Source organism: Pseudoalteromonas shioyasakiensis (genome assembly GCF_001550135.1).
GTDB classification, from domain to species: Bacteria; Pseudomonadota; Gammaproteobacteria; order Enterobacterales; family Alteromonadaceae; genus Pseudoalteromonas; species Pseudoalteromonas shioyasakiensis.
Window position 1 is genome coordinate 312,340 of record NZ_LRUE01000022.1, and the last position, 26,142, is coordinate 338,481.

The following is a 26,142-nucleotide window of genomic DNA, read 5'->3' on the forward strand; positions in this document are numbered from 1 at the left end:
CTAAATTTTTTTGATGCGTTTAGCAGGTTTAACTGACTAAAGCGGGATGCAGTATAAAAAGTTTTTGTAACCTTGTCACTAGCAAAACCCTTTATTTTAACAATCACTAAATCAACTGCTCAAATAGTAAACTCTTTGTTTTTACAACGACCTTAAAGCATGCCGATTAGTTTCTAGCCTCCGACATTGTTCTAGATCAAATAGCTAAATCACTAAACTCGTTAAAATAGCCGCTCAATCAATTGCGGAGTGCTGACTGTGATAAATTTACCAAGCTGGGATCAATCTCTGATCAACAAGTACAATATTTCTGGTCCTCGATATACATCTTACCCAACAGCATTGTCTTTAGCTGATGGTTATAACCAACAAGATATGATTAACGCGATTGCGGCGTCGAAAAGCCGTTCTTTATCTTTGTATATCCATATCCCTTTTTGCAGTCAGCTTTGTTATTACTGTGGTTGTAATAAGGTGATCACTCGTCATCAATCTAAAGCCGATTTATACCTAGATAATTTAGCGCTTGAAATTGCTGAGCAAGCAACGCTTTTTGCCGATTATAACATTGAACAACTGCATTTAGGGGGTGGTACGCCAACGTTCTTATCGGCAGAGCAAATGAGCCGCTTAATGGTATTGGTTGAGCAGCATTTTAATTTTGCTGATGATGCCGAGCGCGGTATTGAGATTGACCCTCGTTCTTTAGCTGATGGCATGCTAGTACACCTACGTCAGCTTGGCTTCAATCGTGTCTCATTTGGTATTCAAGACTTTAATGATGATGTGCAACTGGCAGTTAATCGCCCGCAAAGCGTGCAATCTGTAAAAGGTTTAATTAGTGAGGCTCGTGAACTTGGCTTTAAATCTATTAATGCCGATATGATTTACGGTTTGCCACTGCAAACACCTGAGAGCTTTAAAGAGACGATTGCACAGCTGATTGAGCTAAACCCTGATCGCGTGTCGGTATTTAACTATGCTCACTTACCAGATAGATTCGCTGCACAGCGTAAAATTAAAGACGCTGACTTACCATCTGCGGGCGATAAGCTCACTATGTTCAAAAATACCCTTGAGCAGATGTTAGCGGCGGGTTATCAGTTTATTGGTATGGACCACTTTGCCCGTAAAGACAATGAACTAGCGATTGCACAAAACGCAGGTCAATTACACCGTAATTTCCAAGGTTACACAACGCATGGCCAATGTGACTTATTAGGTTTGGGTGTGTCATCGATTTCGCAAATAGGCAATGCCATTTTACAAAACGAAAAAGAGTTGAAGCACTATTACAAAGCTGTGCAAGAAGGCTATGGCAGTGCAATCTGTAAAGGTGTTGCTTTAACTGATGACGATACGTTACGTGCCGCAGTGATCAAACAATTGATCTGCCAGTTTGAGCTGGATATTCCAGCAATCGAAAAACAGTTTAATATTAACTTTGCCAGCTACTTCTGCGAGGCACTACAGGCACTCGACCCATTACTAGCTGATGGCTTGGTGTCTGTTAGCCAAGATAAGATCACAGTAACAGCTCGCGGTAATTTATTTATTCGTATTATTTGTATGTGCTTTGATGCGCACCTACAACAACAAATCAAGCAAACTCGTTTCTCACGAGTTATCTAGCCCAACAAAAAGCAGAGCCTAGGCTCTGCTTCTATTTTGCTTAAATCGCAGCATGTTTGTTTAATTGAATACTACGTTTTCGCTGCCTGGAGCGGCTTTAAACTCTTCAATTATACGTGCGCAATCTGCTTTAATTTCATCGCTATGCTGTTCTTCAGCACGCCAGCGAGCGGTGTCCATTTTAAAAATCTCTTTTTTAGAGTATTTCTTACGGGCATCGTGCGTTGGCATATCTTTTACGACTTCGTACATTTTAAATATGCCTGGGTAGCGCTCACTTAGCTCAAACTCTTCTGCAAAGCTGTATTGAGAGATCAGCACCCAAATACGTAAGCAACCTTCTGAGAACTCACATTGCTCTTCATTCATTGCACGGGCAATTAAATGAATGCTATCGGCTAGCTTTGCATTACGCTTTGCTTTTGATGCCGCAAGCTTTTGCTCATGCTCAGCTTGCTTCTTGGCGATAAGCTTATTTTGCTCTTTTAGTTTATACAGAAGTTGCCCTGCATAAAACGCAAGCCCTGCGATAATTGCCGCACCAATTACAATGGCAATAATCAAGGTTGTGCTCATCGCTCATCCTCATCTTCGTCATCAAACCATTCATTGGCTAAGTCATCAGATAAGTACTTATCGAAGTCAGATTCACCTTCATCGTATGAATCATCTTCAAAGTCATCTTCGTACTCGTCTTCATCTTCAATGCCTAATAACTCACACAGTGCTTGGTGGCGAGCAATACGGCTATTGAAGTACTTAGCATCTTTACCTGTTAATAACTCACCGCGCTCATGACGCTCAACTAGCTTAAGTAGACGCTCGTCATTCTCTAGCGCTTCTAACTCTTGCTCTGGTGTTAGTTCAGGCTCAGCCACTTTCTTAAGCTCAACCATAGGTTTTAAGTTGCGTTTCATTTCAACTTTCGGCTCAGCCTTAGGCGCAACTAAAGAAACCGGCTTTTTACTACCAACACGCTTATCTTTCGGTTGATTGTTTACAGCAGTGTTTTCTGCATTTTGTGCATCAGGTGCATTTCGAGACCCAGGTTTAGCACCTTTGGTCTTTTTAACTCGCTGCTCTTTTAACGCGCGCATCTCTCTAAGCTTTTCTTTGCTTAGACGTACAGGACCATTCGATGGAATTTTACGCGACTTTTTCTTTCTACTCATATCTTGATCATCTCACTTAAGAGGTTGTGCACAACGCCTTTGTGGCATTGTAATGCTGGCATAACCAGAAGAATTCGATGTGCGGATGTGGTTGGTCAACTTGACGAACTGCGCACTTTTCATACTTTTAGTACAAACGGTGGCTATTGTAACAGGACAAATAAAAAGGCGGTAGAGAAAACATCTCTACCGCCTACTAATCTGAGCGCCAATTATCTGGACACTTCTCCCTTCGACTTTTTAGTCTTTATTATTTTTATTATTATTGTTTATCCATTTTGTTATTGTTTTAACCTTCCGTGTAGCATTCCATTTTGTTTTTATTATTAAACTTCCATGAGCTTTTATTATTCTCGGTCAATCCTGACGCTTTTTTGTTATTTCCTTTAGGACACCTAACCAGTGTCAACCCCTAAAGACTTGCCGCAGTCACTTTCCTTATTACATTGTCCATGTTGTTTTTGCTGTCTCAGCGACAGTGGTTAATTTACTCATTAATAATTTTGTTACAACTGATTTATATAATTTTTCTTACAGATAAGATATTGCAACAAGCTCAACTTATTTAATAACAAAGAGTTATGTATAAAATTGAAATAAAAATAAGATTTAGCTTACAGCTCGATATGGACAATGTCTCACAAAGGCGTAGGAGATTTCGACATAGTTTAAATACAAAAAAAGCAGCTTGCGCTGCTTTTTTCACACTAATCACATATTACTGCGGAGTATTACTACCCGCAATCAGACTTTAGTGTAAGCCACCTAAGTATTTTGAAAGTACTTCGATGTCTTTGTCTGTTAGCTTTTTAGCGATGTCTTGCATCATACCGTTTAAGTCGTTATTACGCGTACCATCACGGAATTTTTCAAGTTGTGACTTGATGTATTCTGGATGTTGGAACGAAACTTTCGGGAATTTAGCTAGTGATGTACCGTTACCACGAGGACCGTGACACGCAGCACATGCTGGAATACCACGCTCTGCATCACCGGCTTTATAAAGCTGCTGACCTACTTCTACTACATCTTTAGGCGTTGTACCTTCAGACATATTTAAAGAAGAGAAGTAAGCTGCTAGGTCTTTCATGTCTTGATCGCTAAGCGGCATAGCCATACCACTCATTACTGGATCCATACGACCTTCTTTGCCGCCAGATGTCATACCTAATTTAAACTCTTGTAATTGTTTATAGATATAATCTGCGTGTTGGCCTGCAATTTTAGGGTAGATATTAACCGGTGCATTACCGTCTGGGCCGTGACAAGCCGCACACGTTGCCGATTTCTCTTTACCTGCGTTTACATCGCCATCAAATGCTGTTGCGTTGCTTGCTGACAACGTACCAAGCAATATAGTTAAAGATAGTGCTATTTTTTTCATGGTGAATTCTCTGTTTCCGACCCTGTATCATCTACAATATGGATGTTGTGATTTCTATATTCTACACGATAATAAATTCTCTGGCACGTTTTCTGCCCACATTAAGCTCATAATTTATAGGGATTTGACTTAGATTAAGTTTATACCTAGTAATTTTCCTAATTTAAAGCCAATTTAGCACGCTTAAATACGCTTTTGAATGCTGCTTTAATAGTATAAAATACGTGCCTTAAGTGGAAATTAGCCACTGTTTGTTATTTTTTATAAAAGACTAGGAGAGCCTGTGCTCAAATCTCGTATCAAATACAATACTGCGTCCTTTGTTACCAGCGCACCTGATATCTCACGCTTACCTGCTGATACGGGGATTGAAGTCGCGTTTGCTGGTCGCTCTAATGCGGGTAAATCAAGTGCTTTAAACACGTTAACAGATCAAAAGTTAGCGCGTACTTCTAAAACACCCGGTCGTACTCAGCTGATCAATACCTTTGAACTTGATGCCGATAAACGCCTTATCGACTTACCAGGCTATGGTTTTGCTAAAGTTCCTATCGAAATGAAGAAGAAATGGCAAAAGTCACTAGGTGAATACTTACAAAAACGTCAAAGCTTAAAAGGTATCGTTGTTTTGATGGATATTCGCCACCCGTTAAAAGATTTAGACCGTGACTTAATCGACTGGGCCGTGGGCAGCGAAATTCCAGTGCTGGCACTATTAACTAAAGCCGACAAGCTAAAACAGGGCGCGCGAAAAGCTCAAGTTTTACAAGTTCGTCGTGAGTTAAGTAGTTTAGATGGTGATATTACAGTACATGCCTTCTCTTCACTAAAAGGCACAGGCTTACCTGAAGTTGCTAAAAAGCTTGATGAGTGGTTCTTAGGGCCCATTGAAGCTCAAGCACCTGAGTCTGACGAACAACCAGAAGCTTAATCGCTTAGGCCAAGTAATAACGCTTGGCTAATGATTCTATATAGTAGCCCTGCTCGTCTGAGCAGGCTATTTCGGCCCACTGATAATAAACATTTCTCGATACCCTCGCAGCCAAGCCATGTGCTAATTGAAGATAAGGCACACTGACACCTTCAAATTCTCTCAGTAATAGTGGTTGCTTTGCTGAAACCAACCAAGCGCGCTGTAAATTATCAACACAACAAAGCGCACGGCCTTGCTCTGTATCTTCAAAGCGCCAATCAACAATAATAAAAGGTACATCATCGACCGTGATAGCCATTTTCTCGACGGGTGTTTTTAAAAAATAACTACCTGCTTCTTTGCAAAGCACAGAGGCAAAGAGTTTAACCATTGCCTCGCGCTTTATTTCACTGCCGGCATAAAACCACCGCCCTTGCGCATCAATCAATATAGGCACTTGTCCACAGTTTTGTGGCTGCCATTGATCAAAAGGTTTATCGGGTGCCTGAAGAGCGGCTTCTAAGTCAGCAAGTGATTGCATTATTTTTCTTTATCTAGCGTCAAAGAAAATGTTACAGGAACAGCTGTCGCAATTGATGGTAAACCCGCAAGTTTTTGTAACTCACTAATACCTTCTGTTACTTTGAAATCACTTGCATTAATAATCACCGGCGTAAACGATGAAACAGTAACATCGCCTTTCGGTGACATATTGGCAAGTACATCAATTGTTAACTCTTTCTTGTTGCCATGGAAGTCTAATTCAGCTTTCAAACCTTTAAGCACATGTTGACCTGGTTTTAGCGTTAACAGCGCTTTGCTTAAATCAGCAGTTAACACTGCATTAGGGAATTTAGCTGTCTCAAATAACAACTTGGTCATGCGCTCATTGCGGATAGGGATCAGAGTTTCAACCGATGTCAGATCGATCATCAACTTAAATTGACCTTGCTCGTTAAGTGTACCCGACACGTTTTTGAAATGATGCGCTTCTGCAACTGAATTCTTTTTGATAGACACAAAGCTCACATTGCTTTGCTCATTATTAACTTGCCAGTTTGCGCTGGCTAAAGGGGCAACTAAAATACTCGATAATGAAAAGGCAGCAATTGCCAAAGATTTAAACATAACGCATTCCTTCGAAAGTAAATAAGAATCACTTTGATGGTATCACTTGCGTTAATTTGTGCAATGAATTGTATGATAAGAGAAAGAAAAAGCGACTCACTCAACAAGGAGTGAGCCGGTATAGCAAACTGGGGAGAAGCTATCAATACGTTGCATCCTTTCAGATGCATCATCAACAGGATGTCCTACAGGATGAGGACGGCGCGGACTTTAGCAAATACCGGATTAAAAATAAATTGCATAACCGCAGAAACAACACAAATTGATAAACATATAACGAAACACTAAAACCATCTTTTCTTGTTTACTTAAAGTTAACATTACAGCGAACCGTAATTTAGGGTAAAGTGAATCAACAGCACGCAAAAATCAGGCTTTTTCAAGGCTTGTTAGTGATAAAAATTGCAGTAGAAGAGTAAAAGGTATGAAAAAAATCCCCTTAATTTTATTTGCTACCTTACTTTTTTTAATGACCCCCTACTGCCATGCAAAAAAAACAACGACACAATATCCGGTAATTTTAGTTCATGGGCTAATGGGATTCGATAACCTACTCGGCCTAGATTATTTTTATAATGTTGCTACAAGTCTCAATCAAGATGGTACCTTGGTGTTCACGCCAGCGGTCTCGGCTATTAATAGCTCTGAAGTACGGGGCGAACAATTACTCACTCGCGTAAAAGCAATTTTAGCACTGACTGGCGCAAAAAAAGTAAATTTGATTGGCCACAGCCAAGGCGCGCAAACAGTGCGCTATGTTGCCTCAGTCAGGCCAGATTTAATTGCCTCAGTAACCAGTATTGGCGGTGCAAACTATGGTAGTGACATTATAGATCTAATTAGTCAAAAACTACCTGCAAACTCTCAAGCAGAACATGCTGCTCAATTAGTATTTAATGCATTTGGTGGTGTTATTTCACTACTATCAGGTAACAGTGACTTACCACAAAACACACTGGGTGCATTAAATAGCTTAAGTACACAGGGTGCTCATGCATTTAATCAAAAATACCCTGAAGGTTTACCAGAAAATAAATGCGAGCAAGGTCAGCTAGTTGCCGAAAATGGGGTGTATTATTTTTCGTGGAGTGGTACAGCAGCACTCACCAATATACTGGACCCAACCGACTTGCCCATGCTGCTTGGTTCGTTACTTATTTTAGGTAAAGATGATGGCCTTGTATCGCGCTGCAGCAGCCATTTAGGACATGTCATCAAAGATGATTATGAAATGAACCACTTAGATGAGATTAATCAGTTTATTGGTTTACACAACTTTCGGGAAATTGACCCTATTGAGCTTTATCGTCAACACGTAAAGAGATTGCAAGAGTTGGGGTTTTAGCAAGTTAGCAAGTTAGCAAGTTAGCAAGTTAGCAAGCCTAAATGACTTAGCTTACGTGTCAAGCAACTCGCTAACTTTACTCTTTCCCCTAGAAACTCGCTAACTTTCTAGCTGATAGCTTTCATTTTTTCGAGACTATTAGTGAGCCTGTTGCCAGTTGTCACCGCTGTCGGCTTCAACAATCAGAGGCACATCAAGAGTCGCGGCTTCTGACATTAGCTTACAAATTTCAGCTTTATAGTCGTCAACACACTCTTCTTTAATTTCGAACACTAATTCATCGTGCACCTGCATTAGCAGCTTCACTGAACCTTCAGCTTGCTCGTTCACCCACTGATGAACTTTAAGCATCGCTTTTTTGATGATATCAGCAGCAGTACCTTGCATTGGTGCGTTGATCGCAGCACGTTCAGCGGCTTTACGACGAGCACCGTTACGGGCATTGATTTCTGGTAAATGTAAGCGGCGACCAAAAATCGTTTCTACATACCCTTTATCAGCAGCTTTTTCACGAGTTGTTTCCATGTACTCAAGTACGCCAGGGAAACGCTCGAAGTATTTATCAATATAATGCTGTGCTTCATGGCGTGGTACATCTAACTGACGTGATAAACCAAACGCCGACATGCCATAAATTAAACCGAAGTTAACCGCTTTGGCTTTACGACGCATATCGCTGGTAACCTCTTCAAGGCTAACCCCAAAGACTTCTGCCGCCGTAGCACTGTGTACATCTAAACCATTCGCAAACGCAGTTAATAGGCCTTTATCTTGTGATAAATGCGCCATGATACGTAATTCAATTTGGCTGTAATCGGCAGCCACAATTTTATGGCCAGGTGCAGCAATAAAGGCTTCACGAATACGGCGCCCTTCTTCTGAACGAATTGGAATATTCTGTAAGTTAGGATCCGTTGAGCTTAAACGCCCTGTTGCTGTTACAGCTTGATGGTAAGAGGTATGCACTCGCTTAGTGCGCTCATCAACCATTAGCGGAAGTTTATCTGTGTAGGTTGATTTAAGTTTAGATAAACCACGGTGCTCAATAATCACTTTTGGTAATGGATAATCATGGGCAAGTTCTTGCAATACTTCTTCTGCTGTCGAAGGTGCACCCTTAGGTGTTTTCTTAATAACAGGCAGCTCAAGTTTTTCAAACAAAATAGCTTGCAGTTGTTTAGGTGAGCCTAAGTTAAATTTTTCACCTGCAATATCATAAGCTTCTTGCTCAAGCTCTAACAGGCGTTCACCTAAACGTTGGCTATGAGCTGCAAGCATGTTGCTATCAATTGCAACACCAGTGCGCTCAATATCAGAAAGCACTGTGACAAGTGGTAACTCAATATCTTCGAATACTGATTTCAACTGGCTATCGGCATCAATTTTTGGCCATAACACTTGGTGAAGGCGTAGCGTTATATCGGCATCTTCAGCAGCATAAGGCGCCGCTTTTTCTAGCTCAATTTGGTTAAACGTTAACTGCTTTTTACCTTTACCGGCAATATCTTCAAAGCTGATATTTTTGTGACCAAGGTATTTCAGTGCCAGTGAATCCATATCATGGCGGCTACCTACACTATTAAAGACATACGACTCCAACATAGTGTCGTATTTAATACCCTTTAACTCGAAGCCCGCATTCGCTAACACGCTTTTATCGTACTTAAGGTTTTGCCCCACTTTCGCTTTGTTTTCGTCAGCTAAGATTGGGCCAATTTTTGCCATTACGGTTTCTAAGCTTAATTGCTCTGGCGCATCAGGGTAATCGTGAGCAACCGGAAGATAAGCCGCTTCACCCGCCTTAACCGCAAAGCTCATACCAACCAATTGCGCTTGCATATAATCAAGGCTGGTTGTTTCAGTATCAAAAGCAAACAATTCGGCGTCATTTAACTGCGCCACTAAGGTATCAAGTTGCTCTTCAGTTAAAATAGTTTCGTAGTGTGCATCAGCAACTTTTGGTAGTTCGTTAGCTTCAGTTGGCACATCTAAATGCGTGTCAGCGTCTTTAGGATTATCAAGTAGCTCAGCTAACCAACGGCGGAACTCACATTCACCATAAAGTGCAATCAATTCGTCACGATTAGGCTCTTGCAGCTTAAAAGTTTCAAGATCTGACTCAACCTCAACATCACACTTAATTGTTGCTAATTCATAGCTAAGTGGCAGATGATCAAGTGCTGCAGCAAGTTTTTCACCAATCTTGCCTTTAATTTCACCTGCATGATCAATGACACCTTGCAATGATCCATATTTTTGTAACCATTTCACTGCGGTTTTTGGACCACAGCCATCAACACCTGGGATGTTATCGACCTTATCACCCATTAAAGCAAGGTAATCAATGATCAACTCCGGACCAACACCAAACTTCTCAACCACGGTTTCTGGATCTGAAATGCTATCTGTCATGGTATTGATCAGCGTAACATGCTCATTAACAAGCTGCGCCATATCTTTATCGCCTGTTGAGATCAGTACATGACGCTGCTGCTCTGACGCTATGCGCGCAAAGGTACCAATAACATCGTCAGCCTCAACACCTTCAATACTAATCAGTGGGAAACCCATTGCTTTAATAATGTTATGTAGTGGTGCGATCTGTGTGCGTAAGTCATCCGGCATTGGCGGACGATTCGCTTTGTACTCACTGTACATGTCATTTCTGAAGGTTTTACCCTTGGCATCAAATACCACCACCATGTGCGACGGATCATATTGCTTGATCAAACTCTTAAGCATATTAACTACGCCATAGATTGCGCCTGTCGCTTCACCTTTTGAGTTAGTAAGGTGCGGTGGCGAATGGTATGCACGGAATAAATAAGAAGAACCATCTACAAGAATAAGTGGATTTTCAGGGATCTGAGCCATGGTGAAATTGGATCCTAATTGAATAACATTAAATTGTTTGTAAGCATGCCATAAGGCCATGAAGAAAACGACTGTGAATTATTAACCAATAAAGGTTTATGACAGAGCAAGCTGTGGATAACTTTGTAGATAACAGACAGAGCTAGTTCTCCCGAAATGAAAAAACATTTAGGAAAATTTTATAAGTTCATGTTTTGATTTAAAAAAGATATTACGGCGTTCTTTTTTTATTATTTTTGTCCGATGTGGAAAACGGTTTTAGTAGCGATAACCTTTTGCTTATTCGATACCGAATTAACATCCCTTTTCATAACCGGAGGAGTATTCTAGCATAATGGATCAAAGATCATAGCGATCCTTTATACTTTTTTTTTCGTTAGTAATTTATAAAAAGGCATAAACGGCTATTCATCATGCTTTGCGAGTTATCAAGCGACAAAATTTTTTTATTTTGTCGCCATGCTCGTATCCTTGTTAAACTAAAGCTAGTCGCATTAAGGAGAGTTCAAAAATGAAAAAAGTTGCTGTAATTTTAGCTGGTTGCGGTGTTTACGACGGCGCAGAAATCAATGAAGCCGTATTAACCTTATTACATATCGCAAAAGCAGGCGCGAGCTATCAATGCTTCGCACCCAATATCGACCAAATGCACACCATTAATCACCTAACCGGTGAAGAAATGACTCCTAACCGTAATGTGTTAGTTGAAGCTGCGCGTATTGCCCGTGGTGAAATTAAAGCGCTGACTGAGCTAAATGTAGATGAATTCGATGCCTTGATCGTACCAGGTGGCTTTGGGGCCGCGAAAAACCTATCTGACTTTGCTGTTAAAGGCGCAGATGCCCAAGTTCAAGGTGATGTACTGACAACTGCGAAGGGCTTTGTCGATGCCAACAAAGCAGCAGGTTATATATGTATTGCTCCTGCCATGCTGCCGCTTATTTATGGTAAAGGTGTAAAAACAACCATTGGTAACGATGCAGACACCGCTGCCGCTATCGAGCAACTCGGCGGAGCGCACCAAGGCTGTGCTGTGGATGATATCGTTGTCGATTCTCAGCATAAAGTGGTCACAACCCCAGCCTATATGTTGGCCCAAAGCATTTTAGATGCTGATGCGGGTATCGAAAAATTGGTTAACAAAGTATTAGAGCTTGCTTAAACATCAAGCTAGGAGCCAGTATTTAATGCTGGCTTTTCTTGCGCTAACGCAAAAAAATGACGGTTTTTCTCAAGAAAAAGCCTTTTAGATCATTTTATAAATTGTGGCTTAGCGTTATAATCGTTCTAATTTCCGTCAGATATCGTGATTGATCACGTTCAAATCGAAGTGAGCAAGGCAAAATGAAAAAACTCTCAGCTGCATTATTACTGCTAGCAACAACGGCATATGCACAAGCGTATGACAACTCTTTGACTGAAGATGCAATTAAAAAGCGTCTAGCGCCAATTGGTTCTGTATATCTAGAAGGTGATAAAGCTGCGGTCGCTGCTGAACCTACAGGTCCTCGTTCTGGTGAACAAGTTTACCAAGCAGCATGTTTTGCTTGTCATGGTACTGGCGCACTAGGTGCACCTAAATCAGCTGATGATTGGGCTCCTCGTATTGCTAAAGGCATGGACACTCTACTTGACCATGCAATCAACGGTTTCAACGCGATGCCTCCTAAAGGTACGTGTATGGACTGTTCTGATGAAGAGATCAGCGCTGCTATCGATTTCATGACTAGCAAGTAACAGTTTAAAACTAATACTAAGGGCTTAATTTTATTAAGCCCTTTTTTTGTGCCTGCTTTTAGCCGCTAGACTAATGCTGTAGCCAAATACGCCCCATCATAAATTACTATTTTGTTAACACCTGTTACTTGACGATCTAATAAAAAAGTGGAACTATAAAGGACGAAATTTAAACAACAATAAGATCTGGTTCTAAATCATTGGAAGATTCAGCAACACACATTGATAAGCTAGGCCGAAAAAATGCTCGCTTAAAATCGCTTTTACAAAAGTATAAGCAATCACATCACTTGCAACATGCTCTTTTACAATTATCAGAGCAAGCAAGCACTGTTGCCGAATTAACCCTGCTCTACCCTGCTATCCACAATATTCTGCAAGACTATATTCCAAGTAAAAACTTCTTCGTTGTGTTGCATAACCCGGTTTACGATAACCTTGAGCTATCTTATTTCGCCGATGAAAAAGATGGTCTTTCAGTACCGTTAAAATATGAGCAGTACTTTAAAGAAGGCCTCACAGGTTACGTATTTAAACAAGGTAAAACCTGTTACTTTACCAAACAACAAACAGAGCAAGCGGTTGAACAAGGCTTACTTAAGTGCTTTGGTACGCCAGCTGAGCATTGGGTTGGAGTGCCCGTCTATCGCGATAAAGTCATTATTGGAGTCATGGTCGCGCAAAGCTATGACAATAAACAAGGCTATTCGGAGCAGCAAATTGAGTTGCTCGAAGCGATGTCATTATATTTGGCGACAGCAATTGAACGAGTAAAAAAACGTGAGCTGCTCGAATCTGAAGTAAAAATTCGCACCCGTGCACTGACACAAAGTAACCAAGCACTGAACGACGAAATTCAACAACGTAAAAGTGCGCTAGAACGTCAACAGATCTTATTTAAAATATCAGAGCTGGCAACACAAAGTAAAAACCTCGACGATGTATATCTGCATGTACATAACATTATCAAAACCATTACCTATGCAGATAACTTATACATCGCATTGTATGACCAAAAGTCACATTGGTTAAGTTTCCCTTACTGCGTCGATGAATTTAACGATAATGGTAAACCAAGGCCATTTGCTAAAGGCTACAGTGAACTAGTGCTCAGCACTGAAAAGTGCCAAGTCATAGACAGTGAAAGAGCAAAAGAGCTTATTAAGCTAGGCGTTATAGAAAGACCCGTTAATGTACCACCAGAGCGCACCGCGACGAGTTGGTTAGGTGCGCCGCTTAAAACCTCGCAAGGCGTTATAGGCCTCATTGTTTGCCAAGCTTATAACAATAAACATGAATTTAGTCAGGATGATTGTGAGCTAATCACCTTTGTATCGCATCAAATTGCTAACGTTATTCAAACTCACCTAGCCAACCAAGAGTTAAAGCTTAGTCACCAAAAGCTTGAGCACCGGGTCACTGAAAAAACCAAAGAACTTCGCCAAGCCAATATGCACCTGCAAATGCAAATTGAAGAGCGTAAAAAAATAGAACAACAGCTGTATCACGATGCACACCATGACTCACTAACCAGTTTACCGAATCGCAGTTTATTCTTAACTCAGCTTGAAAAAACATTGCAGCACTACCAGCGCTACCCAGAGCAGCAGTTTGCAGTGCTATTTATTGACCTTGATAAATTTAAAGACATTAACGATCACCTTGGTCACCAAGCAGGCGATCAATTTTTAATTGGTGTTGCTGAGTCTTTCTCGCATTGTATTCGTGAGCATGATTTGCTTGCACGTTTAGGTGGTGATGAGTTTGTGATATTGCTCACTCACTTAACAGAGCAACAGCAAGCCCAAGATGTCGCCAAACGTATTATCGAAATTATGAGAAAACCTTTCTGTATGAAGGGTCAGTGTATTCAAAGTGGTGCCAGTATTGGTATTACTTACTCAAAACCAAGCTACAAGCACACCGATGAAATTATACGTGATGCGGATGCAGCCATGTATTACGCGAAAAATGCAGGCCGTAATCGCTTTGAATGCTTCCATCCGCTGCTTAATGCCAGCAATGTGCAACATGATGCTGACAATATGCATCACTTAGATGATTTGCCTATGCACTTTAGAAGTGCCGAAATCATTACCTTGGATGAACAAACTCGCTCAGAATCTTTACTCGAAGCATTTGGTGAACACCCAGTACTTGGTAGCACCAGCTTTGAAGTACTTAAGAAGTTTGCAACCGATAGAGTTCAGCACTTTGAGGTTGAACTTAATTTATTAAAACAAGCCTTCAGCTTAGTAAGTGACAGTAATCTAGAAAAAGTATTATTCCCTTGCTCTGGTTTAGTGCTTGAACGTATTAATTTTCAAGCACTGTGTAAGCTACTAAAAGCTCACGATGCGAATAGAATGTGTTTATTATTCAACGAACAAGAAATTCGTTATGCATCAGCGGTACAAATTGAAAATTTAAAAAACTTGGTCGCACAAGGATTTTCGATTGGTTTGAATGAATTTGCTAAAGATCGCTGTGAATTAAACTTACTGACTGAGTTCCAATTCGATTACTTGTTATTAAGTTCAACGTTCAGTAAGCGAGTACTACAGCAAGAAAACTATCACCTACAACTGCAAGGTGTGCTGGCGATTACTAAGCTGCAAAATATCCAAGTAATCGCGAAAGGCCCGTCAATTTTTAACTACCGCACGTTACTCGATAAGCACGGATTGTCATTGTTTATTGGTAAGCAACATGCGCTGGCGCCCTTCGAACACGAAGCACCGAGCGCACAATTTATTACTTCTTAAGCATTGCTCTTAGATTAGCTACACGAGCTTGGCCTTTTTCCATGCGCTCAGCCTGTGAAGAGGGTGGCTTTTTCGCTTCGAAGGCTAAATCATCTTGTGGTAACTCCTGCACAAAGCGACTGAGCTCTGTATCTGAGGTTTCACCAAATTGACGACGTAACTTAGCATAAGTCATTACCAGCTCTTGCTGTGCACGCGTAATACCTACATAAGCAAGACGACGCTCTTCTTCAACGTTATCTTCATCGATACTTACTTGGTGCGGTAATAAACCCTCTTCCATGCCAACCATAAACACATACGGATACTCCAAACCTTTTGAAGCATGCAGTGTTAGTAATTGTACCGCGTCAGATTCGTCTTCTTCTTCGTTGCGTTCAAGCATATCGCGCAGGGTCAGTTTACTAACCACTTCAGCAAGGTTCAGCGGCGGGTTGTCTGCGTCCCCTGTTAGCATGTCGGTGATCCAACGATAAAGCTCTGAAACGTTTTTCATGCGCATTTCAGCTGCTTTTGCACTCGGTGATGACTCATAAAGGTATGCTTCGTAGTTAATTTGCCTAACTAACTCTTTCACAGCCTCAAGGGTATCGCCCCGTACCGCATTATCAGAAAGCTCAACCACCCAGCGGGCAAAACCAGCTAAAGCATTAAAACCACGGCCCTTTAATCTGTGCGCAAGCTCAGGCTCAAAACAGGCAGCAAATAAGCTGATATGCTTTTCATTAGCAAGGGTGCCTAGTTTTTCAAGTGTGACCGTACCAATCTCACGGCGTGGCGTATTTACAATACGTAAAAAGGCATTGTCGTCATCTTGGTTCACCAATAGGCGTAAATACGCCATGATATCTTTAATTTCTGAACGCGAGAAAAATGACATGCCGCCGCTGATTTTATAGGGAATGCGGTTGCTCATAAGTGCTTTTTCAAACACGCGCGCTTGGTGATTACCACGATATAAAATCGCGTAATCTTTATAGCTGGTGCGTTTCATGAATTTATGAGAAATGATCTCAGCCACCACTCGCTCAGATTCATGCTCTTCATCACGACAACCAATCACTTTGATAGGCTCACCATAGCCAAGCTCACTGAATAGCTTTTTATCAAATTCATGGGGGTTATTAGCAATCAAAATATTCGCCGCTTTTAGAATTCGCCCTGCGCTTCGGTAGTTTTGTTCAAGCTTAATTAAACGTAAGCCCGGAAAATCTTTACTCAATAGCACAAGGTTTTGAGGCTTAGCACCACGCCATGAGTAAATTGATTGGTCGTCATCGCCTACCACGGTAAAACGAGCTCGCTCACCCACCAGTAGCTTAACCAGCTGATACTGGCTGGTATTAGTATCTTGATACTCATCCACCAGCAAGTAACGAAAACGCTGTTGCCAACGCTCACGCGCAGTGGCATTTTGGCCTAACAACAAAGTAGGGATCATGATCAGATCATCAAAATCTAGGGCGTTGTAAGCACGTAATTGATTTTGATAACGCGCATACAGCTGAGCAAACAAGGCTTTTTGCGGCTCACGGGCTTCGCGAACGGCACGCTCTGGTAGAATCAACTCGTTCTTCCAGCTACCTATTTGCATCTTCAGTAGATTGAGTAGATCTTTGTCTTTTTTAAGTTCTTCTTCGGTCAGCTCAGCTAGTAACTGGTTGGTATCTTGATCATCAAATAGTGAGAATCCAGGTTTAAAACCTAGCGTCGTTAATTCTTTTTTGATGATCTCAAGCCCAAGGGTATGAAACGTTGAAACCCATAAGCCTTTCGACTCTTGTTTACCCAAGGTTTGCGTTACACGCTCACGCATTTCTTTTGCAGCTTTATTGGTAAAGGTTACCGCTGCAATATTGCGCGCTTGATACTCACACTTTTGCACCAAGTAAGCGATTTTATTAGTAATAACACGCGTTTTACCAGATCCCGCACCGGCTAATACCAGACACGGTCCACTGATATACTTTACCGCTTCATCTTGTTTTGGGTTGAGTTTCATAAGCCCCTAAAGAAATTATCCAAAGACAGGACGGGCAATTTTACCGTAATCACTACACTACGCCTAGCCAATAAGGTAAGATTGTTTTTTTACGTGACTCAAGGGACGAAGATGATCAACCCAGCAAAACTTGAAGAAATCGCTAAGCAAATTACTGATAACATGCCGCAAGGCGTGAAAAACCTTGCCGAAACAGTTGAAGGCAAAACAAAGCAAGCTATTCAAAACAAACTTGCTGAGATGGACTTTGTAAGCCGTGATGAGTTTGATATTCAAAGCCAAGTACTTATTCGTACTCGTGAAAAACTCACTGAGCTTGAAGAGAAAGTTGCATTACTCGAGCAGCAACTTGCTAGCAAACAAGACGAACAATAAAAAAGGAGAGCGAATTAGCTCTCCTTTTTTCAATCTACTTCGGAATTAGCTTTTTTCTGCCACGCGTTCAAATACGCGCTTAACGGCAATACCGTAGGTATCACCAGCTTCTTCTGCACAGGTCACTACCGACTCTAGATCATTAAGATGACCATTCGCTAAGCCATACACCCAACCATGAATTGTTAACTCTTGGCCTTTCGCCCAAGCATCTTGCACAATGTTAGTACGGCAAACGTTACGTACTTGTTCGATAACGTTTAGTTCAATTAAGCTATTTAAACGCTCTTGTTCAGGTAATGCATTGAGTTGTTCGATGTGTTTTTCTTTTACATCACCTACGTGGCGTAGCCAGTTATCAATTAAGCCAAAACGTGCTTCGTTTAATACTGCTTGAACACCACCACAGCCATAGTGACCAACGACCATGATGTGCTTCACTTTCAGTACTTCAACAGCGTATTGCATTACCGAAAGACAGTTATGGTCGGTATGCACAACAACATTTGCCACGTTACGGTGAACAAATAGCTCACCCGGTAATAAGTCTACGATTTCGTTTGCAGGTACACGCGAGTCAGAACAACCGATCCACAGATACTCTGGATTTTGCTGCATTGATAGAATTTTGAAAAACTCAGGATCATTTTCACTCGTACGCGCTGCCCAACGTTTATTATTCTCGAATAAATTTTTTAACTTTCTCATTGCGCCTCTTTACGGTATTTAATAATTAGCTTGGATCAAGATATTCCTTGGTGTCAGCTGCTTTTCGCAAAACGTACTAACTGTTACTTGATACCCTTGTTGTTGCAAATATAAAGCACGATCGAGCACCAGCCAAACTTCAATTGCCCTTCTGAACACATGTCGGACGAGTTCAACTCGCTCAGTTACCCTTTTGCGCTTTTTACCTATCTCTAAAAATTTATTGTAATCAATGCCTTCTGGTAAATATAATGATTTTTTCTCAGCTGCCCACAAACAAAATGAGCTAAACGAATCAGAGAAAATCGCTTTGTTCACTGATGGCACACTCACATAGTGCATTTCACCGGTCAATGTTTTACGTAACGCATCAAACCCAAGACGCCATTCAACTTCTGTTTTTCTGACCTTATCAACTCGACTCGGTGCCGTTACCGTTTCTTGCAGCGCCAGTTTTAAATCGCGATGAGTAAGCGCTAGTTGGCTTTGCTTGGCAGGCTCGCTCATTGCTTGGTAGGCGTTATCTGTGAATAAATGATAACAGCATGGTGAAAAACTGATTTGCTGAGTTTTCGCTTTGCTTGCTTGCTGCATAAATGTTTGATGTAAACGACCACAGGCATGTAAAGCCACTGCATGCTGCTGGCTTTTAAAAAAGCCATCAGTGTCATCGGTTAATACATCAGCTTGTGAAAACTGCATCGCCAATTGCTGTTGCTTAGCACTGTGTTGACCTTGGTCGCACAAGTGTTGTTGTAGCTCAATGCTATGTACTCGTGGTGCTCCATTGAATGCCAACATGCGACCTAAATGCCCTTTACCAGCACACCATTCTAAAACAGGCTGGTTTAATGGCTGCTGACTGATCGCCGCGACAAAGTCTTGTAGTTGCTCAAACTTACGGCCTTTAATGCCATTACTTATCCAAAACGGAAATTCATTTCGGGCAGCACTTATCGCTGGCAACTCACACAATTCAGCCAGCTTTTCGATGTGTTCGATTTCATCAGTAAAATAACGATATAAAGCCTGCTGATCGGCATCAAGTTCACTCACTTGTTGGTCATCAAGCGCCCATAATAAGTTGGCTAATTCAGGCCAAGGAAGATCATCAAAATCAAATGCGGTACATTGCCAGTATTGGCGGGTTGAAAATAGCAGTGCATCTAAGGCAGCAAAGTGCTCGGCAAGTGTCATAACTACTTAGCGACAAGAAATAAAAAGCAGTATAACAGATTTATCTTATTTAACGTCGGTTACTACTGATCAAACGAATGTACAATGGCACACATGCAATACTTAGAATGATGGCTAGGATCAGCATCCAAGATAGCTCAAAACCTTCTGTTTGCTGTTGATCATACATAAAGCCATCAAAGGCCTGATCAAACTCATCCTGATCTAAGCCATATAAATCTGCAATCAAGCGCCACTTTGCCATCGACATATTGCCTAAATTAATCCCCGGTGGTTGAATGTAGCTTGCTAACACATGGGCTTCATAGGCCAGCTCTTGTACGCTTTTATGGATGGCATAATGCTGCTTGGTTACATCGATGCTTTCTTCTAAGTGTAATAAGGCATACCGCCACCCTTTTAAGCTGGCACGATAAAAGCGCTCAACAACCTCTGGCTTTTTCGCTAAAAACTGCTCTGAGGTATATAAAATATCGCCATACACATTCAAACCAAACTTTTGCGGGCAAATGAGTCGGTGACCGACTCCTTGTAGTGTCATTGTATAAGGCTCATTGGTGACATACACTTGCACCGCGTCTAAATCACCGGCAAGCCACTCTTTAATACCGCCTTCATGGCTAGCTGCCATCAAGCTTTCTAGGCTCAATCCAGCGCGCTGTAACATCACCAGTAACTCAGCATTTTCTATTGAACCGATTTTACTTAGCTTCTTACCAGCAAAGTCTCTTGGCTGAAAAATATCTGAGTTATTTTTTACCATCCAGCAGTAAGGCGAAAACTGCAATATGGCTCCAAGGGCGACAACCGGAGCGCCTTGCTGACGCTTTTGTAATATTCCTGAGTGAGTAATGGCAAAGTCGGCTTTACCGCTTAGTACTTTAGGGAAGGTATCTGGATGGTTTGGATCAGCAGGAATAATAGAGACATCTAGGCCTGCCTCCTTATAAAAGCCTTTTTCTGCAGCCATATAATAGCCTGCAAATTGAAACTGGTGAGTCCATTTTAACTGTAAGCTAACTTTATCAGCACACTGTGCGCTCATAGAAAGCATTAAACAGATTAACCCTAGTAGGCTTTTTATACCTTGCACGCATCATCCTTGCTTGAAACCGTGCATTAACTATAGGAAAAATAGAGAAAAAAACAAGGCTGCTAATTAGCAGCCTTATTCAGGTTTTATAACTAATTAGCCACTTTCACTGCGCTCAACTCCTGACCTTGGCTGGTTAGGAACTGGGTGAAACATGGGTTGTTTGTTTCATCTTGAACGTTGTATCCCAAACGGTTCAAATGCTCATTGAATACCTCATAATCACTCGGTTCGATAGCAAAGGCCGCCAGCACATTACCAATAGCTCCACCATGGTTACGGTAATGGAATAAAGTAATATTCCAATTACTACCAAGGGTATCTAAGAATCGCGCCAGTGCACCTGGGTATTCAGGAAACTCAAAGCGCAGTAAACGCTCATGAAGCTGAGCTGGCGCTTTACCACCCACCATATAACGAATATGCAATTTAGCCAGCTCGTTATCTGATAGATCGCAAAATGTGTAGTCATTTTCTGTCAGTGCCGCTTTTAACTCATCGAGCTCTTGCTGCCCTTGTCTTAAGGCAATACCAACAAAAATTTGTGCTTCGCCGGGGCCTGCATAACGGTAATTAAACTCGGTGATAGCTCTGCCACCTAATGAGTTACAAAATTGCTTAAAGCTACCCTTTTCTTCTTTAATAGTCACAGCAAGCAGTGCTTCGTTCTTTTCACCGAGAGCCGTTCGCTCTGCAACATAACGTAAGCGGTCAAAGTTTAAGTTTGCACCCGATAAAATCGCAGCTACGTTTAAGCCTTTAACACCATTTTGTTGGCACCACTTTTTAAGGCCCGCTGTTGATAGCGCCCCTGAAGGCTCCGCTATAGCACGAGTCGAAACAAAGATATCTTGCATTGCGGCGCAGATTTCGTCGCCCGTAACAGTGACCACTTCATCACAAAACTTTTGCGCTAAACGAAATGTTTCTGTGCCGATAACTTTTACGGCTACACCATCTGCAAAGCTACCAACACGGTCAAGCTCAACGGGCTTGCCTGCTTCAAGCGCTGCTTTTAGGCAAGCACTCTCATCAGCTTCAACACCAATGACTTTAATATCTGGGCGTAACGACTTAATGTACACCGCCATACCTGCTAGCAAGCCACCACCGCCAACAGGAATAAACACAGCATCAAGGTCGTTCAATTGCTGCATTAATTCACGGGCAACGGTACCTTGGCCAACAATCACATCGGCGTCATCAAACGGTGGCACAAACACCCCGTTACGCTGCTCTGTCAGCTCTAAAGCATGGGCTTTTGCAGCATCAAAATGATGGCCGTGTAATACCACTTCACCACCGAGCGAACGTACTGCATTCACTTTAATTTCTGGAGTTGTGACTGGCATCACAATTGTAGCTTTATGGCCTAAAAATGAAGCACTGAGTGCAACGCCTTGTGCATGGTTACCCGCTGAGGCTGTGATCACATCAGAACCTTTTGGCAACTTGCTCAGTTTATGAAATGCACCACGAAGCTTAAATGAATAAACCGGTTGTTGGTCTTCACGCTTTAACCACACATGGTTGCCTAGCCGTGCACTAAGATCAGCCATTTCGCTGACCTCAGTGACTTTTGCAAGGGGCTCCATGTTCGCTTGGATAATAGCGCGAAAATAATCGAGCTCTTGAGAAACCATAATTAACTAAGCTCCTCAAGTTTTGCTAAATCGCGAACAGCTCCTTTGTCTGCACTGGTTGCAAGTAATGCATAGGCTTTAAGTGCAGATGAAACATAGCGGTCACGATCAAGTGGTTTATAAGCATCTTTACCGCGTGCAAGTTGCTTTTGTTTACGTGCTTCAAGCTCTTCATCTGACAACGCTAGGGTGATTTCACGGGTTGCGATATCAATGATTATTTTATCGCCATTTTCAACATAAGCGATTGCACCACCGCTTGCTGCTTCTGGTGAAACGTGACCAATTGATAAACCTGATGTACCACCCGAGAAACGACCATCGGTGATAAGCGCACACTTTTCACCTAAGCCCATTGATTTTAAGTAACTCGTTGGATACAGCATTTCTTGCATGCCTGGGCCGCCTTTTGGTCCTTCATAACGAATAACAACAACGTCACCCGCTTTCACTTCGCCATTAAGAATACCCTCTACCGAATCATCTTGTGATTCGTATACAACCGCAGGGCCTTCAAAGTGCAGCATTTCTTCAACTACACCGGCACTTTTAACAATACAGCCATCAAGGGCTAAGTTACCTGAAAGTACAGCTAAGCCACCATCTTGACGAAAGGCATTTTCAACACTGCGAATACAGCCGTTTTCACGGTCATTATCAAGTTCTGGCCAGCGGCACTCTTGGCTCATTGCTTTTGTAGTGCGGATACCGGCAGGGCCTGCTTTATAGAATTTTTGCGCTACTTCATTATTAGGATCGGTGGCATCCCATTTAGTCACCATTTCGGCCATAGTGTGACCTGCTACGTGATCAACAGTTAAATCGACAAGGCCAGCCTTACCTAACTCACGGATAATTGCCATCATGCCACCAGCACGGTGCACATCTTCAATATGATATTTATTGGTTGCAGGCGCCACCTTACAAAGGAAAGGAGTTTTACGAGAAAGCTCATCGATGTGCGACATATCAAAATCAACACCCGCTTCTTGCGCTGCAGCTAATAAGTGTAAAACCGTATTTGATGAACCACCCATAGCAATATCAACTACCATTGCATTCATAAAGGCAGTGCGATTAGCAATAGCACGTGGTAATACTGCTGCATTATCTTTTTGATAATACTCACGGCATAAATCAACAATGCGCGCACCCGCTTCAACGTAAAGCTGTTTACGGTCTTTATGCGTAGCAAGTGTGGTACCGTTACCCGGCAGTGCTAAACCAATCGCTTCTAATAAGCAGTTCATTGAGTTGGCAGTAAACATGCCCGAACATGAACCACAAGTAGGACACGCAGAGCGCTCTACTTTTTCTGAGTCTTCATCGCTTACTGTGGTATCAGCGCCTTTTACCATGGCATCCACTAAATCAAGTTTAATGTCGATATCAGCAAGGCGTGTTTTACCCGCTTCCATTGGACCACCTGATACGAAAATAACCGGAATATTTAAACGCAGTGCTGCGAGCATCATCCCAGGGGTGATTTTGTCGCAGTTAGAAATACAGATCATGGCATCAGCACAGTGCGCATTAACCATGTATTCCACTGAGTCAGCAATTAAGTCACGCGATGGTAGTGAATACAGCATGCCGCCGTGACCCATTGCGATACCATCGTCGATCGCAATAGTATTAAATTCTTTTGGTACACCACCGGCTTCGGTGATGGTTTCAGCCATTAGCTCACTAAGTTGGTTAAGGTGAACATGACCCGGTACAAACTGAGTATATGAGTTAACAACAGCGATAATTGGCTTACCGAAGTCTTTATCTGTCATCCCTGTTGCACGCCATAAAGCACGCGCCCCTGCACGTTTGCGACCTTCTGTTGTTGTTGCACTTCTTAATTTAGCCATAATTACCTCAGTTGTTGCAGTGGCATGCCACTGACTTCCTCATTCCTAATTTATTTCTCACTAAAGCATCAATCTGATTGCTCTAGCTACCTGTTGATTTTTACTAGATTGCTTGTTGTTGAAATTGGTTTTCAACATTAACGTGTTTAACATCAACCAATTTATTCAATTGTGATGTTAGTAGATAAATTGGCTTATCGCTGTCTACCGTCATAGTGACGTGAAACGCTTCATCAGCCATTTCTAAATTCATGGTTGTTAGGTCAAAGCCACGATGGCGCGCAACGCGTAAAAAGCGCTCTACAGCGACACTTTGATTCTTTAGCGCAATCGTTAGGGTGTGTTTCATTTTACTGTCTCCGTCATCATTTCATCATTAGCAGCACCGGGTGGTACAAGCGGCCATACATTTTCTTTATCATCTATACAGGCATGCAGAATGTATGGACCTTCACTATTTACTAACGCATCAACTGCAGCATCGACTTCATCTGCTTTAGTGATGGTTTGACCTGGAATGCCAAACACCGCTGCTAACTGCACAAAATCAGGATTATCTGAAAGGTTTGTTTCAGAATAACGACCTTCAAAAAATAGCTGCTGCCATTGACGTACCATGCCTAAGCGCTGGTTATCTAGGATTAGAATTTTAACTGGCAGATTGTTACGGCGAATTGTTGCCAGTTCTTGAATGTTCATCATGATTGAGCCATCACCCGACACTGTGATCACAAAATCATTTGGACGAGCAACTTGAGCGCCGATAGCGGCCGGTAAACCAAAGCCCATGGTACCCGCACCACCACTACTTAAGTGATTACTTGGGTGGCTAAACTTCATGTGTTGTGCCACCCACATTTGGTGCTGACCCACATCACAGCACACAACACCCGTTGATGGCATTTTTTGGCTTAGCTGGTTTAATAAATAAGGGGCAAATACTTTCTCGCCCGGATAGTCATAACGCCATGCATGTTCTTTCATCATGCTTTCGATGTGCGTTAACCACTCATCAGACGTTACAAAACAATCAAGTTGCGGTAATGAGGTTTTTAAATCTGCGACTAATGATGCTTTTGCAGGCTTACGCTTACCAACCTCTGCCGCGTCGATATCAAGGTGTATCACTTTTGCTTTTGCGGCAAACTTGCTTAAATTGCCAGTAACACGGTCGTCAAAACGAGCACCGATACAAACCAAAACATCACACTCTTGCACTGCTAAGTTAGCCGCTTTACCACCATGCATACCTAGCATGCCAAGGTCATATTCATAATCAGGTAAGACGCTGCCTAGCGCTTTTAATGTTGATACTGCTGGCATGTGAGTTTTTTCTAAAAACTGCATAAGCTCGTTTTGTGCATCCGCAGCCTGTACGCCACCACCGATATACGCCACAGGGCGCTGCGCTTCACTTAAGATTTGGTTAGCTATCGCAACTTGGTTTGCGTCTAATTTAGGTAAATGATCTTCGGCGGCTAACCAAGGGTGGAATGGTACTTGCGCCATTTGGATGTCTTTTGGGATATCAACTAATACAGGGCCTGGGCGGCCGCTTTGCGCTAGGTGGATGGCTTCTTGTAGTATTTCGGCTAAGTCTTCAGCTCTTTCAACCATGTAACTATGTTTAGTACATGATAACGACATACCTAACACATCTACTTCTTGAAAGGCATCGGAGCCTATCGCTGCAGTAGGTACTTGCCCTGTGATTGCAAGTAACGGCACTGAATCCATCATCGCATCAGCAAGGGCTGTTATTAAGTTAGTCGCACCTGGGCCTGATGTTGCAAAGCACACACCTAACTTGCCTGTGCTGCGGGCAAAACCTACAGCTGCAAAACCCGCTCCTTGTTCATGACGCGTCAAATAATGTTTGACTGGCGCACCGTACAAAGCGTCGTAAATAGGCATGATGGCACCACCTGGGTATCCAAAAACATCCTTAACGCCATGTTTGGCTAATAAATCGATTGTTAACTCTGCGCCTGTCATCGTAAATCCTCATTCCTCAGTGACATTGTGTATTTGCTGCGACTCAAACCTTAAAACGAAAAAGCCCCCCGGACTGTTAAGTGCGGGGGGCTTTTTAAATGCTTCACTTTTCTCTAAGCACTAACTAGCCCCCGCGGTAATAATAATCACCACGACGTTAATTAGAATTAGAGAAAGTTTGTTTGTAAGCATTTATCTGTAACCAAATTCTGTTCATTTATAGCGGAAATCTAGCCATCCCGCTGTCTTTTTCTATTAGTACCGCGCTGGGGCTTGTAAGTCAACATAAAAATCAATTCAAAAAACAGGCTGAAAAGTAA

At 42.1% G+C, this 26,142-nt stretch carries 21 protein-coding genes; 7 read left to right on the forward strand and 14 right to left on the reverse strand.

The features are described from left to right. Positions 1-258 precede the first annotated feature (258 nt). Positions 259-1,632 carry an oxygen-independent coproporphyrinogen III oxidase gene (gene hemN, locus PASHI_RS18015; protein ID WP_062566570.1) on the forward strand — a complete coding sequence of 458 codons (1,374 nt, stop codon included), beginning with the start codon at positions 259-261 and terminating at the stop codon, positions 1,630-1,632. Positions 1,633-1,692: 60 nt separating this feature from the next. Here hemN and PASHI_RS18020 read toward each other — a convergent pair whose 3' ends face one another. The 3 genes from PASHI_RS18020 to PASHI_RS18030 form a co-directional block, all read right to left on the reverse strand. Then, entirely contained in the window at positions 1,693-2,208 is a 516-nt protein-coding gene (locus PASHI_RS18020) for a DUF2489 domain-containing protein (RefSeq protein ID WP_054561152.1), read from the reverse strand. Continuing rightward, positions 2,205-2,804 carry a Der GTPase-activating protein YihI gene (gene yihI / locus PASHI_RS18025; RefSeq protein ID WP_062566571.1) on the reverse strand — a complete coding sequence of 200 codons (600 nt, stop codon included), beginning with the start codon at positions 2,802-2,804 and terminating at the stop codon, positions 2,205-2,207. The genes PASHI_RS18020 and yihI overlap by 4 nt, the downstream gene beginning before the upstream one ends. Before the next feature lie 751 nt (positions 2,805-3,555). Then, positions 3,556-4,188 (reverse strand): c-type cytochrome, encoded by a 633-nt coding sequence (locus PASHI_RS18030; protein WP_054561153.1) that lies wholly within the window; start codon positions 4,186-4,188, stop codon positions 3,556-3,558. A 283-nt stretch (positions 4,189-4,471) separates the two neighbouring features. On the opposite strand from PASHI_RS18030, the gene yihA reads away from it, so the two are divergent. Further along, positions 4,472-5,119 (forward strand): ribosome biogenesis GTP-binding protein YihA/YsxC, encoded by a 648-nt coding sequence (gene yihA / locus PASHI_RS18035; RefSeq protein WP_054561154.1) that lies wholly within the window; start codon positions 4,472-4,474, stop codon positions 5,117-5,119. Between the two features lie 4 nt (positions 5,120-5,123). Here the strand turns inward: yihA and PASHI_RS18040 are convergent, their stop codons facing one another. Both PASHI_RS18040 and PASHI_RS18045 read right to left on the reverse strand, forming a co-directional pair. Further along, a complete protein-coding gene (locus tag PASHI_RS18040) occupies positions 5,124-5,642 on the reverse strand; it encodes a DUF1285 domain-containing protein (protein ID WP_062566572.1) in 519 nt (172 codons plus the stop codon). Next, positions 5,642-6,229 (reverse strand): YceI family protein, encoded by a 588-nt coding sequence (locus tag PASHI_RS18045; RefSeq protein ID WP_058585960.1) that lies wholly within the window; start codon positions 6,227-6,229, stop codon positions 5,642-5,644. Before PASHI_RS18045 ends, PASHI_RS18040 begins: the two co-directional genes overlap by 1 nt. A gap of 424 nt (positions 6,230-6,653) precedes the next feature. On the opposite strand from PASHI_RS18045, the gene PASHI_RS18050 reads away from it, so the two are divergent. After that, a complete protein-coding gene (locus PASHI_RS18050) occupies positions 6,654-7,574 on the forward strand; it encodes a lipase family alpha/beta hydrolase (protein WP_062566573.1) in 921 nt (306 codons plus the stop codon). Between the two features lie 138 nt (positions 7,575-7,712). Here the strand turns inward: PASHI_RS18050 and polA are convergent, their stop codons facing one another. Beyond that, a complete protein-coding gene (polA, locus tag PASHI_RS18055; protein ID WP_062566574.1) occupies positions 7,713-10,448 on the reverse strand; it encodes a DNA polymerase I in 2,736 nt (911 codons plus the stop codon). Positions 10,449-10,959: 511 nt separating this feature from the next. Here polA and elbB point away from each other — a divergent pair. The 3 genes from elbB to PASHI_RS18070 all read left to right on the forward strand — a co-directional run bounded on the left by elbB (position 10,960) and on the right by PASHI_RS18070 (position 14,950). Beyond that, on the forward strand, positions 10,960-11,610 hold the full coding sequence (gene elbB / locus PASHI_RS18060) for an isoprenoid biosynthesis glyoxalase ElbB (protein ID WP_062566575.1): 651 nt from the start codon (positions 10,960-10,962) through the stop codon (positions 11,608-11,610). 182 nt (positions 11,611-11,792) lie between these two features. Beyond that, positions 11,793-12,185, forward strand: a complete 393-nt coding sequence (locus PASHI_RS18065; RefSeq protein ID WP_054554118.1) for a c-type cytochrome — start codon at positions 11,793-11,795, stop codon at positions 12,183-12,185. Positions 12,186-12,385: 200 nt separating this feature from the next. Next, positions 12,386-14,950: a bifunctional diguanylate cyclase/phosphodiesterase gene (locus PASHI_RS18070; RefSeq protein WP_062566576.1), complete on the forward strand. Its 2,565-nt coding sequence runs from the start codon at positions 12,386-12,388 to the stop codon at positions 14,948-14,950. Here PASHI_RS18070 and rep read toward each other — a convergent pair. Beyond that, the gene (rep, locus tag PASHI_RS18075) at positions 14,940-16,952 is read right to left on the reverse strand and encodes a DNA helicase Rep (protein WP_054561162.1); all 2,013 of its coding nucleotides are present in this window, start codon (positions 16,950-16,952) and stop codon (positions 14,940-14,942) included. The two genes, PASHI_RS18070 and rep, sit on opposite strands and share 11 nt — an antisense overlap. 111 nt (positions 16,953-17,063) lie before the next feature. Here rep and ubiK point away from each other — a divergent pair, with 111 nt between their 5' ends. Next, positions 17,064-17,327, forward strand: coding sequence for a ubiquinone biosynthesis accessory factor UbiK (gene ubiK, locus PASHI_RS18080; protein ID WP_054561163.1), 264 nt, complete (start codon positions 17,064-17,066; stop codon positions 17,325-17,327). A 45-nt stretch (positions 17,328-17,372) separates the two neighbouring features. Here the strand turns inward: ubiK and can are convergent, their stop codons facing one another. The 7 genes from can to ilvG all read right to left on the reverse strand — a co-directional run bounded on the left by can (position 17,373) and on the right by ilvG (position 25,822). After that, entirely contained in the window at positions 17,373-18,035 is a 663-nt protein-coding gene (gene can, locus PASHI_RS18085; RefSeq protein WP_062566577.1) for a carbonate dehydratase, read from the reverse strand. Positions 18,036-18,053: 18 nt separating this feature from the next. Then, entirely contained in the window at positions 18,054-19,232 is a 1,179-nt protein-coding gene (locus tag PASHI_RS18090; protein ID WP_062566578.1) for a methyltransferase, read from the reverse strand. Positions 19,233-19,281: 49 nt separating this feature from the next. Further along, positions 19,282-20,286, reverse strand: coding sequence for an ABC transporter substrate-binding protein (locus PASHI_RS18095; RefSeq protein WP_208855499.1), 1,005 nt, complete (start codon positions 20,284-20,286; stop codon positions 19,282-19,284). A gap of 131 nt (positions 20,287-20,417) precedes the next feature. Then, a complete protein-coding gene (ilvA, locus tag PASHI_RS18100; protein ID WP_062566579.1) occupies positions 20,418-21,968 on the reverse strand; it encodes a threonine ammonia-lyase, biosynthetic in 1,551 nt (516 codons plus the stop codon). A 2-nt stretch (positions 21,969-21,970) separates the two neighbouring features. Next, the gene (ilvD, locus tag PASHI_RS18105) at positions 21,971-23,827 is read right to left on the reverse strand and encodes a dihydroxy-acid dehydratase (protein ID WP_062566580.1); all 1,857 of its coding nucleotides are present in this window, start codon (positions 23,825-23,827) and stop codon (positions 21,971-21,973) included. Positions 23,828-23,930: 103 nt separating this feature from the next. Beyond that, complete coding sequence (gene ilvM, locus PASHI_RS18110; protein ID WP_054554110.1) at positions 23,931-24,176, reverse strand: acetolactate synthase 2 small subunit; 246 nt, start codon at positions 24,174-24,176, stop codon at positions 23,931-23,933. Further along, positions 24,173-25,822, reverse strand: a complete 1,650-nt coding sequence (gene ilvG / locus PASHI_RS18115) for an acetolactate synthase 2 catalytic subunit (protein WP_062566581.1) — start codon at positions 25,820-25,822, stop codon at positions 24,173-24,175. Before ilvG ends, ilvM begins: the two co-directional genes overlap by 4 nt. Positions 25,823-26,142: the final 320 nt, after the last annotated feature.

Excerpts from the sequence above, each read along its gene's own strand:
- ilvD (WP_062566580.1), bottom strand. The coding sequence starts at position 23,827 with ATGGCTAAATTAAGAAGTGCAACAACAACAGAAGGTCGCAAACGTGCA.
- PASHI_RS18030 (WP_054561153.1), bottom strand. The coding sequence starts at position 4,188 with ATGAAAAAAATAGCACTATCTTTAACTATATTGCTTGGTACGTTGTCA.
- PASHI_RS18090 (WP_062566578.1), bottom strand. The coding sequence starts at position 19,232 with ATGACACTTGCCGAGCACTTTGCTGCCTTAGATGCACTGCTATTTTCA.
- ilvM (WP_054554110.1), bottom strand. The coding sequence starts at position 24,176 with ATGAAACACACCCTAACGATTGCGCTAAAGAATCAAAGTGTCGCTGTA.
- elbB (WP_062566575.1), top strand. The coding sequence starts at position 10,960 with ATGAAAAAAGTTGCTGTAATTTTAGCTGGTTGCGGTGTTTACGACGGC.
- PASHI_RS18095 (WP_208855499.1), bottom strand. The coding sequence starts at position 20,286 with ATGCTTTCTATGAGCGCACAGTGTGCTGATAAAGTTAGCTTACAGTTA.
- PASHI_RS18065 (WP_054554118.1), top strand. The coding sequence starts at position 11,793 with ATGAAAAAACTCTCAGCTGCATTATTACTGCTAGCAACAACGGCATAT.
- PASHI_RS18020 (WP_054561152.1), bottom strand. The coding sequence starts at position 2,208 with ATGAGCACAACCTTGATTATTGCCATTGTAATTGGTGCGGCAATTATC.
- yihI (WP_062566571.1), bottom strand. The coding sequence starts at position 2,804 with ATGAGTAGAAAGAAAAAGTCGCGTAAAATTCCATCGAATGGTCCTGTA.
- polA (WP_062566574.1), bottom strand. The coding sequence starts at position 10,448 with ATGGCTCAGATCCCTGAAAATCCACTTATTCTTGTAGATGGTTCTTCT.
- ilvA (WP_062566579.1), bottom strand. The coding sequence starts at position 21,968 with ATGGTTTCTCAAGAGCTCGATTATTTTCGCGCTATTATCCAAGCGAAC.
- PASHI_RS18040 (WP_062566572.1), bottom strand. The coding sequence starts at position 5,642 with ATGCAATCACTTGCTGACTTAGAAGCCGCTCTTCAGGCACCCGATAAA.
- ilvG (WP_062566581.1), bottom strand. The coding sequence starts at position 25,822 with ATGACAGGCGCAGAGTTAACAATCGATTTATTAGCCAAACATGGCGTT.
- PASHI_RS18050 (WP_062566573.1), top strand. The coding sequence starts at position 6,654 with ATGAAAAAAATCCCCTTAATTTTATTTGCTACCTTACTTTTTTTAATG.
- PASHI_RS18045 (WP_058585960.1), bottom strand. The coding sequence starts at position 6,229 with ATGTTTAAATCTTTGGCAATTGCTGCCTTTTCATTATCGAGTATTTTA.
- rep (WP_054561162.1), bottom strand. The coding sequence starts at position 16,952 with ATGAAACTCAACCCAAAACAAGATGAAGCGGTAAAGTATATCAGTGGA.
- can (WP_062566577.1), bottom strand. The coding sequence starts at position 18,035 with ATGAGAAAGTTAAAAAATTTATTCGAGAATAATAAACGTTGGGCAGCG.
- ubiK (WP_054561163.1), top strand. The coding sequence starts at position 17,064 with ATGATCAACCCAGCAAAACTTGAAGAAATCGCTAAGCAAATTACTGAT.